We start from the raw sequence: 15,852 nt of genomic DNA on the forward strand, positions 1-15,852 counted from the left end.
ATGAGGCGATCGGGCAGCTCTACTGCCTCGAAGGTGTGGGACGCGACGATGATTCATTCGATTGAGCGCTTGCCGAGACTCATCGAAGCACTGATCATCGTATCGATGAGTACCTGCGTCAGTGCCCATAGTGTCTCGACTGGGTACAAAGACCACTTTGGCCACGCCTGTGAGTTGTCGGATTGCGGCAACCATTGACACGTCATCTCATACTTTCGCCACATCTCGATGACGCTGCCCTCTCACTGGGCGGTTCGATCGCACGGTGGACAGCCCAGGGAGATCGGGTGACCGTTCTCACCGTGTTTGGTGGTTCAGAGCAATCAACCGATGCCGAGAACGCCCTGTTGACAAAGCTGCTCGGGCTGTGGGGTATCGACTCGTACAAAAGTCGGCGGTCCGAAGACTCCGCGGCCATGGACGTCTTGGGTGCAACTCCTATCCACCTCGACTTCCCCGAGTTGTTGCAGCGAAACTCAATAGCGACGTCGGTCGATCAACTACTCAGTTCCGTCGAGTCGCCGGAAGATGACGCAAGGATTGTCGAGCAAATTGCGTCGGCGGTTGCCGACTATGTCCAGGCGTGCGATATCTTGTATGTCCCCTGGGTCGAAGCAACTCACCCTGACCATGTTCTTGTATCGAAATCAGCAGCGTTCTTCAAGCCCACACCAACCTTCGGGTACGAGGACATTCCGTACCCGCGAAGAAATGTCAGGAACGTGAGAAATGCCAGCCGTTCCGAGTTCGAGCCATCGCATTTGGAATCGAAGTTGCGAGCCTGTTCCTGCTATCGCAGCCAAATTGGAGTCCTATTCGGATCCGAAACCTTGATGCGCCAGCGACTCCGGACCCGCGCGAGCGCCAACGAAGGCGGTTCGACTCTCTCGGAGATTATCTACAGAATGGAACATTCCGACCAGGAATCTCTATGACAGATGCATGTAGCACACTCAGTTTCCAGCCGAATGTCGTATTCGCCGTAGCGGTGCGAAACAATGCCGAGCTACTCGACAAATGTTTGAAATCTGTTGCTCAGCAGACTTATTCGAGAACTCGTTGTTTGATCATGGACGATGCATCCGACGACGATACGGTCTCTGTCGCTCTGCACTGGAAGCGCTTGTACCCACAGTTGTTCGAGCTACGAGCGGCCGAGGTACGACGAGGCAAGATGGCAGCTTTGTTCGACTGTATCCAGAGTCTTGATGACCATGACGTTGTCGTCGAACTCGATGGCGACGACCATTTGAACACACATGAGGCGGCCGCCGAATTCGCGCGCTTACACGCGACGCGCGATCTTGTGTGGACTAACCACAAGGTGGAGATCGCCGACGGCATGTACTGGGACCACTGGGCGTCGACCGACATCCCGGCCGCGCATCGATCCGGTCCAATGCCACGTTTGAAGTGGTCACGGTCCTGGCATCCAGGCCATCTCCGCTCGTTCAAGGTTTGGGCCTTTAGAAAGATCTGCAGTGAGGATCTCAAGTTTCGCGGCGAGTGGGTCCATGCCGCATCGGACGTTGCATATTTTGCGCCGTTGGTCGAAATGACACCTCCCCAGTGCAGATACTTCTACGACCGAGAGATGTCCGTCTACAATGTGACGCCATCGAACGATCATCTTGCCGACGACAGCGGGATCGATTCATGGAGAACTCAACTCGGCGTCGCGACGGAACTGTTCGGACGCGAACCCTATCCCAAGTACGAGTCACAATTGCTCCTTGGCGTCCTGAATCAAGACACTGGCGACCTCGTGCGCGACCTCTGCGCCAACGCACTCTCGATGCGACCGAGCACATGGGTCAGGCTGCTGTCGACCATTGAGGCGGAACCGTGGCACCCGCGCGTCCAACTCTATCTGCCGCCGGCCCTACTAGTGAATACCGCCGAACTCAATCGGTGTTCACTAACGCCGATTGCGGTGCAATGGCTTCTAAACGCATCAGCGCAACTGCACGGGTCCGAAGAACCGGTCGAGGTAGATCCTTCCGTACCCTTGATGGAGGTTTCGCTATGAGTTCCACTGCGCCACTGCTTGTGCTCGGTGCCGGACAACGCTGTGGAAGCACGCTATTGCAGCGACTGCTGTGTTCACACCCGGATGTCATGATCTGGGGTGAGCACGCGGGACAATTGCGTCCATTCATAGCCTCCAACACCAGAACCAGGATTTGGTCCGATCAAGACGGTCATCGCGGACGAATGGAACTAGAGGAAGCTGGCTACCAGGGTTTCATCGCAAACGTAATGCCCGGGCCACATCAGATCGACGTAGCTGCAAGACTATACGTCAGGTCACTATTTGCAGATCCGGCTACGAATCTGGGTCGGACAGTATGGGGATTCAAAGAGGTCCGCTATGGACTTCCCGAGGCGAAGGCTCTCCAAAGATGGTTTCCGGAACTGAAGGTTATACACATACTGCGCGACCCTAGAGATGTTCTCCGCAGCCTTGATGTGTGGGAGCGCGCAGACGGGGAGTGGCGGCGTAGAGACACTGAAGCGGCCATCGCTGACTGGACTCGGATCGCCTATAGTTTTCTTGGCGCAGATACGCACTCGGACGCCATACTGAACATCCGCTATGAGGACTTTATCGCGGCCCCGAGTCACTGGACTACTGTCATTGCCAAACACTGCGGCTTGGATTCGGCACAGCTAGACGGCCAAGTATTCGCGAGGAAGATCCACACGGACGGTCCGAACCGAGCGGCGCCGCGCCGAATTAAGAATTGGTCTGAGTTGGCGAGTGATTTGCAGGCTCTCGCCTGCACTGACGAGGTTTTGGCGATCGCAACTTCGTATGGATATGACTTCTGAACGTGCGTATACTCATAGCGTGCACCCGGCTGACACCGCCATTCTTTCTCGGCGGCGTAGAGATCAACAATCGCCTCGTCGCAGACGAGGCGTCGGCATCGGGGCATGAAGTATTCCTTTTCGGCTCCTTCACTCATCCGCGGTGGGGCGACGATCGCGAACTCGGTCGGGTACTGGGTCACTTAGACGAGTCGCATGATTTCGGATTGACCTACCAGGACGGCCATATCGTTGCCGTCGCATATCACGCACACGCCGGGCGCGCGTTGATGGTAACCATGTCCAATTTTGGACAAAACCTTACTTCCGTCATCGATAGCTTCCGCCCGGATCTGGTCCTGACTTCATGCGCGGGAGCGATGCGCGTGATCGACATCGCCCGCAAAATGGCAGTCCCGACGCTAGCGTGGGTGCAGGATTCAGGCGAAGATGGCGCCGAGACACACAACGCGGGCGCCGATCGAACAATCTACGCCTCGGAGTACCTACGCCAATACTTCCGATCGTCGGCGCCTGCCAGGCATGTAGTACATCCGTCCTTCGAGGCCCCTGACAGGCCAGTGGCTGCCTTGCCCACCGTTCCAACTGTCCTGATGGTCAACCCGATTAAGGAGAAGGGCTCTACCCTCTTCTTGCAACTCGCTGAGATGTTGCCTGAAGTTAGGTTCTTGGGTCTGACGGGCTGGCGTCGACCAGAATGGGCCAACCAACCGCACGCCGGCAATGTCATCTGCCTTCCGCGGATGGAGTCACCCGCATCGGCCTACGCCGAAGCATCTGTCGTCATCGTTCCATCGGTGGTCGCGGAAGGATTCGGGCGCGTGCCAGTCGAGGCCGCGCTACATCAACGACGTGCGTTCTGCCACCGCAGCGGTGCACTGCCGGAGTCGAGCGGAGAAGACCGAAACTTGCTGGACTGTCTAGATCCAGTTATGTGGGAGAAATCAGTCCGTGACGAGCTGAATCATCCGAACTTGGCTGCGCTCCGTAGTGCGATGACCCACGCGAATCAATTCGTCAGGCCGATCCTGCCCGAGTTGATAGGTGTGATGGGATGAATGCTTAGGCGTATGAGCGTCGCTTGATCGCAACGGTGTCGTGTCAGTGAGGGTCAGAGGCTGCAGAGCCAAATTCGGAACCCACGTGCCTTGGTTTGGGCATGAAGCTGATGGCATGTTCCTGTGAATCGGTCGGTTGACGTGTGTCCGGCGCCTTGGCAATCGGGTCAATGGACTTGGAAGGGTCGGGTGGAGGCCTGGAGGGCTCGAATGGTCAGGGCTGGCTTTTGTTGCCGATGTGGCTGTGACCCGACCCTTATAGCCAGTGCGTACATCGCGGATCGCGTTGAGTGTCTTGCTGGAGTTCCCCGGCGGATGGTGTCGGCGGTGGCGGTGTGCTGGCCGGGCCTGGATGTGGATGGTGCGTCAGGACTTTCGCGCAAGTCTTAGCTAGTCCTAACTCGCTGAGTCTCAACTCTAGCCGGAACTCGAGTCTCAACACGGCTGTCGTCCCAGGAGACCAGTCTGAACATCCGTCGATAGCGGCAGTCCGTCGCCTCCCATTGTGTCGAAGGCCCGTGGCTTGTGTGAGCCGGTGACGGCGCGCTAATTGCCTAACTAGGATGTGGGTTTCAGACATTGAAGCAAGGATCTAGTCGCAACGGTTGCGAATTCTGATGTGAGGCCATAGAGTATGCGCGCATTTCAGCAGGTGTAACGTGCGTCGAAGCCACGCGCTCTAGTGGCGATGCACCTGGCAACCTATGTTGCCGAGGGGTTAGAAGCCCGGGTACTTACGCCAGATCGCGCGATTGCTCGGCACGTCCCACTGGTCGAACTCGAAGAGATCGCCTGCAATTTCGCTGACGACCTCACTCAATTCCAAAGGTTCAAGTAGGTGTGCCGGAATGGCGGCTTTGCCGAATCGCGCTCCCAGTAGGTTCCCTGCGATCGCGCCTGTCGAGTCTGAATCGCCGCCGTGGTTCACGGCTAGGATCACGCCCTCCTCGAACTCGGCTGCGACAAGGGCGGCGTAAATTCCGATAGCAAGTGCTTCTTCAGCAATCCAACCTTGGCCGATCTGCGCGATCGCTTCTGCGTGATGTACGTCAGTCTCTGCCAGTTCGACCGCCAGTGTGATCGCTCTCAACGTTTCTGCGTGATCGGGTCGCTGCCGCAGGATGCCGCACGCAACGTCGATGGCCTCGCGCAGCTCTGTTCCACTCACGAGCGATGTCACCATCGAGGCGAACACTCCAGCGGTCAGGTGGCCGGTTGGATGTCCGTGGGTGATTGCCGCCAGTCTCTTGCCAAGTTCGAATGCTGCAGCAGGCGCATTGTCGACATCCTGTGCCCACCAGCACCGGGGCGCACGGCCGTCTCGGTCGGCCAATGTTGCGGTGAACAATCCGGCTGGAGCGACTCTCATCACCCCGCCGCATCCTTTGCTGTTGTTACGAGCAGGTTCGCCTAGCATCCTCATTGCACCCAGCGCGGACAAGCATGTGTTCCCCGGAGCACGTCGACGGTGGAGTTCCTGATGTCCGACGAGCCAGCCTGGCTCGCCCTCGATCATCAACGATTGCCGGGGTTGTTCCCCTTGCGTCTGAAGCCACCGGAGGTATGAATGGGCAGTCACGCTGTCGATGTTGGTGATGCCTTTGAGGCTCCCGCGTACCCATGACCGCAGTAGTCCTTCCGCAGTGAAGAGCGTCATCTGGGTGTCGTCGGTGATCTGCCCGATCCCCTCATCCAGAGCCGAATACCGCGTGATCCCCGCCGGACCGAAGCCCCTGAGAATATCCGCCCGCGACATGAACTCAACTGGTGCGCCGAGCGCATCGCCGACAGCTCCACCAAGCAGACAACCGAGATAGCGGTCCCGCGGATCGCTTGGTCCCGCCGACGCCTTCTGCGCGGGTGGGCTGCTGGCTAAAGGGTATGGGTGCCAACCGTGTTGGCGCCATACACCGCTCGGTCGTTGTGCCTTTACATCTCGCAGGCTCTTGCCGACGTACTTGGCCTCGAGTTCAGGATCTGGCGCACCGGTGTATCGCCACAGGTTTGGCCTGGCGCGGCCCTGGGGGTCTCGAGCCTGTTCCCACCGCTCTGCCCGGTGGACAGCGCGAACGACGTCGTCGGCGAAGACGATGACGGGAAGGTCTGGCACGTTTCGGTGTGCGCCCACCCGCCAGTCGCCGCGCGCGCAGGCGTATATGTTGTCCGGGGTCGCATCAGGTCGTGACGACGCGTTGACCTTGATCAGTGCGCAGATGTCCGGAAGCGGTGGTACCGGCTCCGCCGAGTACAGGGTCACGAGTTCTTCGGCGCGGTGTAGGCCGTGCTCTGTGGACACGTGGCCGCCCTGAATATTTGTGAGGGGCGACCCAGAGACTGTCGCCAGATCGATCAGCGACTGCTCGATGGCAAAGGCCTGGGCATCAACCGCCGCACCGGCGTCAATGGCGTGCCGCAGGATCCAGTGCTCCACCCCGAACCCGTCCTGGAAGATCTCCCCGATGCGAGCGTTCTTGGCCGATTGTGTTGCTGCCGAGTCATTGGGACCGAGCAGATCGGATCGGTCGATCCTGTGGCCGGCGATAGCTGCCCAGACGTGCTGGTAGACGCGGTCGCCCTTGCCCTTACCCACATAGAAGACGTCGCCCGTCCGCGGATCCACCAGTGCGTACACATACACCCCGAGTTTGGTGCGAACCTCGGGTGGAATGGACGTCGGCACTACGGCGGCCGTTGCCTGGCTTACCTGCAACAGAGAAGTGACGTGAGCGCTCAGCTCCTCGAACTCACGCCCCTCGGCGCCGATCTCAGCCCTGAGCGCCTGGACCACGTCGATGGCCGTCAGAAACCGTCGGCCGGAGTTGCGAGTAAGCCAGATCAGTATGCGGTGGAGTGTCTGGCCATTCTGGTCAGTTGGTGGCGTCTGGCCAGAGGACGTCAGTATGAACTGCTCGGCCGCGTCGGCCGGCAACCGTACAACATCTATTCCCGTCACAGGTCTTCTCCTTGAGCGCAGTGGGTCTGCGGTGTGGTGGCCACCGGCATTCTTGCTGGCACCCACCAGACGGCTGCCTGGGACGCAACGGGAGCCCGTCGGCATCCATCGGTCGGTTGGGTCGGGAAAACTTCCGGAATCGGGACTCTGTGATGATCACCGAGGAAGCTAGACGTAGATCACCCGATCGAGAGTCCGCCGACTGCTACCCCGCGGTCGAGTTGGTGGTTGTCGGTGTGAATGCTTGCGGAGGGACTCCGTGGCCAGGTTTGGTCAGCGGAAGGGTGGCGAGGTGCTTCTGAAGCCGCTTCGACATTGGCATGAAGGTGGCGAAAGTCAGGCTTCCCGAGACAACGGCACCTACCAGAGGAACCACTTTGGCTGCGCTTTTCGCGAAGACCTGCTTGGTCATCTGAATGCCAAGCAGCCCCGCAACCTTCTTGACGACAGGGTAGATTGCACCCTTCGTCAGCGCTTTCTGCGGAAGCTTCCTGGCCATTTCTTTTGCCATCAACGCCGACACTTGCGCCACGCCGGCCTGGGCCGCATTTACGCCGAACATCACGCCGACAAACAACGTGAGCATGCTCTCCGTCGCCGAGTCCAGTCCGTCGCTGTCGCCGTCGAAGAGTTCTGGCCAGCTGTAGAGGTAGGCGAGCTTCTGGACGACGCGAAGAACGTGGCCGTAATACTGCGCGATATCGGCCGGTATCGTGCCAAACGCCGCCAGACCGCCAGGGATACCGGCTGCTGTCGAAAGCGCTGTGACCTTGCCGGTTTCGTACTTGATGACGCTGTTGGCGATCTTGTCGATCACCTCGGGGGCCACGCCGGCCTCAGCCGGCGTGGTGGCGACTGCCCGATCAACCTGGTCGTCGGAGCAGAATCGCTTCAACTCCCTGCGTAGGAACGTTCCGCGGTCAATCTCAACACCTGGTAGCTGAGCAGATGCGCGCAGTGTCTGATCGAACTTGGTCGCCGGTGCGACCTGATTGGCTTTGGCCATGCGTGCAACCTATAGCAACCATCCGACACCGGTTGCTTTATGTCGGAGCCTTCGATCGTCTGACTTGGCGAGTGGTGCTCAACCCCGCCCCCCCAACCCCCCGACGCCCATCCGCACGTCGGCGCCGGTTGATAGCCTCAGGGTTCGCAAATGATGACGAGTCCGACAAGTGGGTGAGGCGTGGCAGACGACCGGTGGATCGAGGTCTCCAAGTCGGCGTTTGCCCATGAAACCGAGGGTTTGACACTGCTGCGCCAGATCGTCCCGGATGCGTCGCCGTACCGGGCGTGGACGAACTTCGAGTTCATGGACAACCACGGCGGCTGGAACGAGATCGACGCCCTGATCCTGGGCCGACGTCGGCTGCACATGGTGGAGCTCAAGAGCTGGAACGGCGAGCTCGGCGGCAACGAGAAGAACTGGATTCTCACCGGGAGCAACGGGCGCAGCCGCACCCAGCGGTCGGCGCTGCTCACCACCCGGCACAAAGCCCAGAAGCTGGCGTCGCGGCTCAAAGACGAGGTTCGCAAGGTCGCCTACGAGCACAACCTCGACGCCGACAAAGTGATGCGGCAGTTCCCGTTCATCCAGGAAGAGGTGTTCTTCCACGGCGACCGTTTCCACGTGACGCTGTCCGATCTCGCCAAGTCGAACCTGTTCGGCATCGACGGCCGGGACACACAGACCGGTCTGCCCGGGATCGCCGCGCGACTGCTGGAGCCGCCGGTCGGTGGGCGCGACGCCTACGGCGAGGACATGAGCGTCATTCTGGCTCTGGCCCTGCGGGAGCTCGGTGCCGCGCGCCGCGCCGAACGTGACGCCGGGTCGTGGACACTGACCGGCAACACCCTCGACAGTGGGGACGACTGGCAAGACTTCGACGTCGTCCACAAGGTGACCGGTGCGCACGGCCGCGGCCGCATCGTGACGACTCGTCGGGGCGCACCGGCGCAGGCCCGCGCCGCCGCTCGCCGACGTATCCAGCGCGAGTACGAGCTCATCCGCTCGTTCCGTCAGGAATCGATCGTTCCTCCGCTCGACCTGGCCCAGGATGACGACGGCAACGCCGTCCTCATTTACGAGAAGCTCGACGGCTTCGAACCGCTCGATCTCGCATTGCTCACCCGCACCCTCAACGCCGACCAGCAGATCCAGATCCTCTCCCAGGTCGCCGACGCAGTGGCCTACGCCCACCGCAACCAGGTGTCCAACCGCGGACTGTCGCCGAGCACGGTGCTGATCGACACCTCGGCACTCGACGGCGCCGGCGAGGTGCAGGTGAGGCTCGCCGACTGGTCGTGGGCCGGGCGCATCCACGCGGTCACGTCCGCGTCGCCAACCCTGGTCGGGTCCCAGATCGCCAACCCCACCAGCGACGACGACGTCTATCAGGCGCCGGAAGATCGCTGGTCGGCCAGCGCCGACCGGATCGCGGTCGATGTCTTCTCCCTCGGCGCGCTGGCCTACTTCCTGTTCGCGGGAGAGCCACCCGCTCGCGACCGCACGGATCTGCGGACCCGGTTGCGCGCACAGGGCGGACTCGACCTCGCCGCGTCGAGCGGACGGTTTGTCGACGAGAAACTGCGCACGCTCGTCCTGCAGGCCACTTGCCCGTCGGTGTCCGAACGCGTCAAAGCCGATGCGACCGGGCAGCCGCAGTTCGGAGCCGCCGAGTTCCGGACCGCGTTACAGGAATACAAGGTGGTCCGCCACCTCGATACCGATCCCGAACCCGACCCGCTCAACCCCTTGCCCGACGACGTTCTCGCCGACGGCCGCTTCACCGTGATCAAGGTGCTCGGTGCCGGCTCCACGGCACGTGGTGTCCTGGTGCACGACCGCGACGCCGACGGTGAACGCCGGGTGCTCAAGGTGGGCCTCGACGACTCCAAAACCGAACGGCTCTACGAAGAAGCCGCCGTGCTCGCCAAGCTAAAGCAGGCCACACCGAAGGTGCCGGGCGTGGTGGAGCTGATCGAGCCGCCCCTGCACATCGGTGATCGCACAGCACTGCTGCTCAGTGACTGCGGTGAGCAGACACTCTCCGACATCGTCCGCCACACCCCGGTCAGCGAATCGCAGTTGAAACGGTGGGGAACACAACTCCTCGACACCGTGGTTGCCCTCGATGCCGCCGGCATCGCCCACCGCGACATCAAGCCCTCCAATCTCGGGATGGCGAAGGTGCCCGGTAAAGGTAGGGGCCGCGCCACCAGCCGGCTGGCGTTGTTCGACTTCTCGTTGTCGCGCGCCGGGGTCACCGAAACAGAGGCCGGCACACCGACCTACCGCGACCCGTTCGTCGGTATGGGCACAAGAACCGCCTTCGACTCGGCCGCCGAACGGTACTCGGCGGCGGTCGTGCTCTTCGAGATGGCCACCGGCACACCTCCGGTGTACGGCGACGGCCAGTCGGACCCAACCGCCATCACCGACGACGTCACCATCGACGTCGACGCCTTCACCGACCTCAACCAGACACTGGCCACCGCACTCGCCGACTTCTTCCGCACCGCGCTGGCCCGCGACGCGCGCCGACGCCACGACACCGCCACCGCCATGCGCGATGCCTGGCAGGCGGTGTTCGCCGCACCGAAGGCCACCGACACCCGCCCCGCCACCCGACGCGACGAGGCCGAACGAGCACCGACCTATCCGCCCGTTACGATCGCCACAGAGACCGGCAACACGGTCACGGCCGGGTATACCTCGCTGGCCGACCTGATCGAGGCGCTGAGGACTCTCGCCGGCCGCCGCCCTACGGTGATGCGCCGCCAGGTGCTCGAACTGCTACTCGGTACCCACGAGGACGCACCCGACGACCCGTTTGTCACCTACAACGATCTGGCCCTGCGCGTACACGTGACCCCGGGACGCATCTCGCAGATCTTCGGAGAGTTCCCGTCGCTGCTGCTCACCGACGATCGGGTCCGCGCCGTCCCGACGCAGCGTGCCAAGGCCACCATCGAGGAACTCCACACCCGCGCGATGACGCTGCTGGCGTCCTCCGGCGGCGCGTCCACTCCGGAGTTGCTGGCCCGAGAGTTGGTGGGGGAGATGCAGATCGGCGACGTGCCCGATGTGCAGCGATCCGCTTTGGGCGTGCTGCGGTTCGTGCTGGCGTGCTCGCCGAAAACCGCCACACCCTCAGACCAGTCCGGCCAGACCGATCCCACCGCGATCGAAACGGTGCGCCGCCACGGCGCCGGAACCGTGGCAATGCTGGCCACCTCGGCCGTCGACCGCAAGCTGCCCGCCATTTTGGCGCATCGAGCTGAACGACTCGTCGCGCAGGCGCAGGAACAGGGCACCGCGCTGGTCACCGCGGAAGACGCCGGGCCGGCGCTCCGCGCTGACGCCGCGACGATGCTGGGTCTCGCGTCGCCGGCCGAGTTGGAAATTCCTGCGCACGTGCTGTTGGGAATCGCCGCCAAATCATCGACGGAGATCGGATTGACGGCCCGCAACGAACTGCACTCCGCTACGACGCCGGTGGAGTCGGCGCTACACGTAGTGTTACAAGGGCTGTCGACGTCGGATTCGTTCGGCCGTGCCGAACTCGACGCCCGTCTACGCGCCCGGTTCCCCGCCGTGCGTGCCACGTTGCCGCGACGTCCCGCACTCGACATCGTGGTGGCGACGGTGGCACCCGGCATGGCGTGGGACGACAGCAGCATGCGGTACCGGTTTCCGGCCAGTGAGGAGCGCCGAGGGTCGACCATCCCGACCTATCGCACCCGCAGCTCGACCACGGCGGGCCGGGACTGGGAGACACGGCAGTCGGATGCGCTCAGGTCGGTGGCGCTGCACGCGCTCGGCAGGGGTGAACGCAGGTTCCGTGCACTCGGCGTGCCGCTGGGGAAGTCCGATGCGGTGGCCGAGGCCCTCTGTGAGAGTTACTCGGCCACCCGGATCGATGTCACCGACGTGCTGTTGGAAGCGATGCGCGCCCGCGCCGCCGAGGTCGGCCTCGACTGGGACTTGATTTTGGCCGCCGACGCCGGCGCGGCCGCCGACCGCGAGGGCTTGAAAGGGTTTGTGGCCCAGGCCGTCCCCGCGGTGATCGAGGCGGTGGCAGATGTGAACGGGCCGGTGGTGCTCACCGACCTGTCCACCCTGGCCGCCTACGGGCAGCTGTCGGTGGTGAGCGCGTGGACGGATCTGGCTGCGCCACCGCCGCACTCGGTGTGGTCCATTGTTCCGCAACCCAACACCGGCGGCCCCGCCGGTCCGCTCGTCGATGGGGTCGCCCTGCCGCTCAACAGTCCGGAGCAGTTCGTCCCGCTCACCGACGCCGATGTCGCCGCACTGACGGCACGTCGTGAACTTCCCGACACGGTGGCCGCCGGCCACGAGTCGCCATAACCCGCCACCACGCCCCTCACCACTGAAGGAGTCCACTGCCATGTCGCTGGCCACCATCGCCGGATCGCAGCTCACGGCTGATCTCAAGCCGCAGCTGGCGCTGATGGTCGAGGACATGCGTGCCGAACTGACGGGCGATGCCGAGCGCACCGCGGCGTGGAAGGCCGAACATCACGAGGCCCGCCGGCAGGAACGTACCGCGGCATCGTGGACCGACTACGTCGAAGATCGTCTGGTGCAGGCCGCCGTCGGCTGGCTGTTGACTTCGGTGTTCGTGCGGTTCTGTGAGGACAACCTGCTGTTGGGTCCCACGTCGGTGTGGATCTCGGGGCCCACCCCCACGCTGCGCGCGAAAGCCCTTGACGCCGAGGACCACTTCTACCGCGCCGAACGCGGCGAGCAGCAGGGCACCCGCTCCTACCGCGAATGGCTGGAACAATCGTTCGCGGCCCTCCGCGCCAACCCGGGAACGGCATCACTGGTCGACGACCATGCCGCGATCGACCTGATTGCACCCTCGTCCTACGTCGTCGAGCAACTGCTCGCGTACTGGCGACGCACCGACGAGAACGGCGACCTGGTCTGGCGTTTCGACGATCCGGCACTCTCCACGCGCTTCCTTGGCGACCTCTATCAGGACCTCTCCGACTACGCCAAGAAGAAGTACGCACTCCTGCAGACCCCGGAGTTCGTGGAGGAGTTCATCCTCGACCGCACGATGGAACCCGCACTGGCCGAACGACCGCTGGATGGGTTCACCCTGATCGACCCCACCTGCGGGTCCGGGCACTTCCTGTTGGGCGCCTTCGGCCGGCTGGTCCGCCTCTGGGAAGAGGCCGCACCCGGCATGGAACGCCGGGCGCGCGTCGACAAAGCCCTAGCATCGGTGCACGGCGTGGACATCAATCCCTTCGCGGTGGCGATCGCCAAGTTCCGGCTGATCGTCGCAGCGATGAAAGCGTCCGGCGACACCGACCTGGTGCACGTGCCGCGGTACACGCTTAACCTCGCGACCGGCGACTCCTTGCTGCACGGGCCCGAACGCGACGGTACGCAGGCCCTCGATTACGGCGACCAGAACGTCGACAAGGACGCTGTCGCAAGCGGATTCGTCTACACCACCGAGGATCGCGCGAAACTCGCCGAACTCCTCACGCTTGGACAGTACGACGCGGTGGTGGGTAACCCGCCCTATATCACCGTCAGCGATAAAGCCCTCAACGCCCGTTACCGGGAACGGTTCCACTACTGCAAAGGCACCTACGCCCTCACCGTCCCCTTTATGGAACGATTCTTCACGCTCGCCAAGCGCGGCGACCGGCCCGGCTGGGTAGGGCAGATCACCTCGAACTCGTTCATGAAGCGCGAGTTCGGTGTTCCGATCATCGAAGAGTTCTTGGCCAAGAAGGACCTGAAGCTTGTCGCCGACACCTCCGGTGCCTACATACCCGGGCATGGCACGCCGACCGTCATTCTCGTCGGCCGCAACCGCGAGAGCAGCGACACTGTTCGGTCGGTGCTTGGCATTCAAGGCGAGCCGGGTGCGCCGGACAACGCAGCCAAGGGAAAAGTGTGGTCCTCGATCGTCGAACACGTCGACGAGCCGGGCTTCGAAGACCAATGGATCTCGGTAGTGGACCTGCCACGTGGAAACCTCGAAACCCACCCGTGGAGCCTCGCTGGTGGTGGGGCCGTGGATCTGTTGGCCGCTATAGACGGAGCTATGGCGTCAGTTCTTGTGGACGTCATCACAGCGCCTATCGGCCGGTCTATTCGCGCGGGTGCAGATGAAGCGTTCATGCGACCAATTGTGATCGCGCAGTCTGACAACAACTTCAGACCGCTTCTCCTCGGAGAAGAAGTGCGCGACTGGAGGTCGCAACCCCGCAACTCGATCTACTACCCGTACGCCTACGGCTCGAGCGATCTTGCTGTCATAGATCCGCCTGACACTTTGTGGTTTGTGCGGCGGCTTCTGCAGGAACGCCGAACGTTCCAGGGAAACATGGAGGCGGCGGGGCTCACGTGGTGGTCGTTTATGCAGCACACAGCGAGTGCCTACTCGACCCCCCTCTCCATTACCTTCGCCTTCGTCGCCACCCACAACCACTTCGTCCTCGACCGCGGCGGCAAGGTGTTCAACAGGTCGGCGCCGGTGATCAAGTTGCCGGAAGGCGCAACCGAGGACGACCATTTCCGGTTGCTGGGTGTGCTGAACAGCTCGACCGCGTGTTTCTGGCTGAAGCAGAACAGTCACAACAAAGGCAGCACAGTCGACTCAAAGGGTGCTCGGACGACGTTGTCAGAGTGGGAGAATTTCTTCGAGTTCACCGGCACGACGCTGAAGGACTTCCCGCTCCCTCGCACGCTATCGCTCGACTACGCGCGCGCTATCGACAACGGTTCATACGAGGCGCGGTCGGTAGAACCCGACTCAGTGCTTGCAACGCATGGTCCTTCGTCGTCGGCGCTGCGGGACGCCCAGGCCGCGAGAAACACACTGCACGCCACCATGATCCGCGATCAGGAGAACCTCGATTGGGAGGTGTACCAGCTCTACGGGCTGATTGATGTGGACCTGAACCTGCCGCAGCACAGTTCGGGACCAGGCCTTGCGCTCGGTGAGCGGGCCTTCGAGATCGCGCTGGCTCGCCGGGTGGCGGCCGGCGAGGCGGAGACCGAATGGTTCAACCGACACGGCTCCACGCCGATCACCGAGATCCCGTCACACTGGCCTTCGGACTACCGCGACCTGGTGCAGCGCCGGCTGGATGCAATCGAGAACAACCCGTACATCCGGCTGCTGGAGCGACCGGAGTACAAGCGTCGCTGGGCGGGGGAGTCGTGGGACACCAAACTGCAGCGCGCACTGCGAGATTGGCTGCTCGACAAGATCGAGAACCCGACGCTGTGGACCAACCCGCAGGGGTTGCCGCAGCCGAAGTCGGTCGGTGAGATCGCCGGCGTCCTCGGGCGTGATGCCGAATTCGTCGATGCCCTGGATATGTGGGCCGGGCACAAAGACGCTTCGGTCACTGCGACGCTGGAGAAGCTACTCGCCGACCAGACCGTGCCGTACCTGGCCGCCCACCGGTACAAGGATTCTGGATTACGCAAACGTGCGGAGTGGGAACGGGTGTGGGACATGCAGCGCGACGAGGATGCCGGGCTGATCGCCGCCACAGACATTCCCGTGCCGCCGAAGTACACCACCGCCGACTTCCGCAAGACCTCCTATTGGTCGCATCGCGGCAAGCTCGACGTACCCAAGGAGCGGTTCGTTCTGTACCCCGACGCAGGACGCGAAACCGACCCCACGCCACTCCTCGGCTGGGCCGGCTGGGATCACGCACAGCAAGGCCTCGCATTGGCGACCATCTACGCGATGCGCGAATCCGAGGGTGTCGACCGCGAGAAACTGGTACCGGTGGTGGCCGGTATCGCCGAGGTGTTGCCGTGGGTCAAGCAGTGGCACAGCGGCCTCGACCCGAACCTCGGTGTGGACATGCACGAGTACCTTCGCGGCCAGTTGCAGGAGAAGGCGCAGGCAATCGGGATTCCGGTCAGCGAACTGGGGCAGTGGCGGCCACCGGCCCCGGTGCGCGGACGAAAGAAGAGGGGATAAGCGATGTTTCCGG

8 protein-coding genes and 1 pseudogene are annotated in these 15,852 nt (G+C 62.6%); 6 read left to right on the top strand and 3 right to left on the bottom strand.

The annotated features are described in order from the left end of the window. Positions 1-194 precede the first annotated feature (194 nt). From AMD30_RS20000 to AMD30_RS25115, 4 genes are read left to right on the top strand one after another with little or no spacing between them, the layout of a single operon-like run. Complete coding sequence (locus tag AMD30_RS20000) at positions 195-935, top strand: PIG-L deacetylase family protein (RefSeq protein WP_197282816.1); 741 nt, start codon at positions 195-197, stop codon at positions 933-935. Continuing rightward, positions 932-2,029, top strand: coding sequence for a glycosyltransferase family 2 protein (locus tag AMD30_RS20005; protein WP_084817327.1), 1,098 nt, complete (start codon positions 932-934; stop codon positions 2,027-2,029). Before AMD30_RS20000 ends, AMD30_RS20005 begins: the two co-directional genes overlap by 4 nt. Next, on the top strand, positions 2,026-2,832 hold the full coding sequence (locus AMD30_RS24735; RefSeq protein WP_197282817.1) for a sulfotransferase family protein: 807 nt from the start codon (positions 2,026-2,028) through the stop codon (positions 2,830-2,832). The genes AMD30_RS20005 and AMD30_RS24735 overlap by 4 nt, the downstream gene beginning before the upstream one ends. Positions 2,833-2,834: 2 nt before the next feature. Then, positions 2,835-3,890 carry a glycosyltransferase gene (locus tag AMD30_RS25115; RefSeq protein WP_156354346.1) on the top strand — a complete coding sequence of 352 codons (1,056 nt, stop codon included), beginning with the start codon at positions 2,835-2,837 and terminating at the stop codon, positions 3,888-3,890. 718 nt (positions 3,891-4,608) lie between these two features. On the opposite strand, the gene AMD30_RS25550 is transcribed toward AMD30_RS25115, so the two are convergent. The 3 genes and pseudogenes from AMD30_RS25550 to AMD30_RS20020 all read right to left on the bottom strand — a co-directional run bounded on the left by AMD30_RS25550 (position 4,609) and on the right by AMD30_RS20020 (position 7,849). Beyond that, positions 4,609-5,694: an ADP-ribosylglycohydrolase family protein gene (locus AMD30_RS25550; protein ID WP_055476856.1), complete on the bottom strand. Its 1,086-nt coding sequence runs from the start codon at positions 5,692-5,694 to the stop codon at positions 4,609-4,611. A 492-nt stretch (positions 5,695-6,186) separates the two neighbouring features. Further along, positions 6,187-6,948 (bottom strand): annotated as a pseudogene (locus AMD30_RS25840) (LEM-3-like GIY-YIG domain-containing protein); the annotation flags it as partial. Positions 6,949-7,048: 100 nt separating this feature from the next. Continuing rightward, the gene (locus tag AMD30_RS20020; RefSeq protein WP_055476847.1) at positions 7,049-7,849 is read right to left on the bottom strand and encodes a hypothetical protein; all 801 of its coding nucleotides are present in this window, start codon (positions 7,847-7,849) and stop codon (positions 7,049-7,051) included. A gap of 180 nt (positions 7,850-8,029) precedes the next feature. Between AMD30_RS20020 and AMD30_RS20025 the strand changes: the two genes are divergently transcribed. Both AMD30_RS20025 and pglX read left to right on the top strand, forming a co-directional pair. Next, on the top strand, positions 8,030-12,214 hold the full coding sequence (locus AMD30_RS20025; RefSeq protein WP_055476848.1) for a protein kinase domain-containing protein: 4,185 nt from the start codon (positions 8,030-8,032) through the stop codon (positions 12,212-12,214). Between the two features lie 40 nt (positions 12,215-12,254). After that, positions 12,255-15,839, top strand: coding sequence for a BREX-2 system adenine-specific DNA-methyltransferase PglX (gene pglX / locus AMD30_RS20030; protein ID WP_055476849.1), 3,585 nt, complete (start codon positions 12,255-12,257; stop codon positions 15,837-15,839). The last annotated feature ends 13 nt before the right edge of the window (positions 15,840-15,852 follow it).

It is taken from the genome of Gordonia sp. HS-NH1 (assembly GCF_001418765.1).
In the GTDB taxonomy this organism is placed as follows: Bacteria; Actinomycetota; Actinomycetes; order Mycobacteriales; family Mycobacteriaceae; genus Gordonia.

Bases quoted from the DNA above. Each gene is read 5' to 3' on its own strand.
- AMD30_RS20005 (WP_084817327.1), top strand. From the start codon at position 932: ATGACAGATGCATGTAGCACACTCAGTTTCCAGCCGAATGTCGTATTC.
- AMD30_RS24735 (WP_197282817.1), top strand. From the start codon at position 2,026: ATGAGTTCCACTGCGCCACTGCTTGTGCTCGGTGCCGGACAACGCTGT.
- AMD30_RS20020 (WP_055476847.1), bottom strand. From the start codon at position 7,849: ATGGCCAAAGCCAATCAGGTCGCACCGGCGACCAAGTTCGATCAGACA.
- pglX (WP_055476849.1), top strand. From the start codon at position 12,255: ATGTCGCTGGCCACCATCGCCGGATCGCAGCTCACGGCTGATCTCAAG.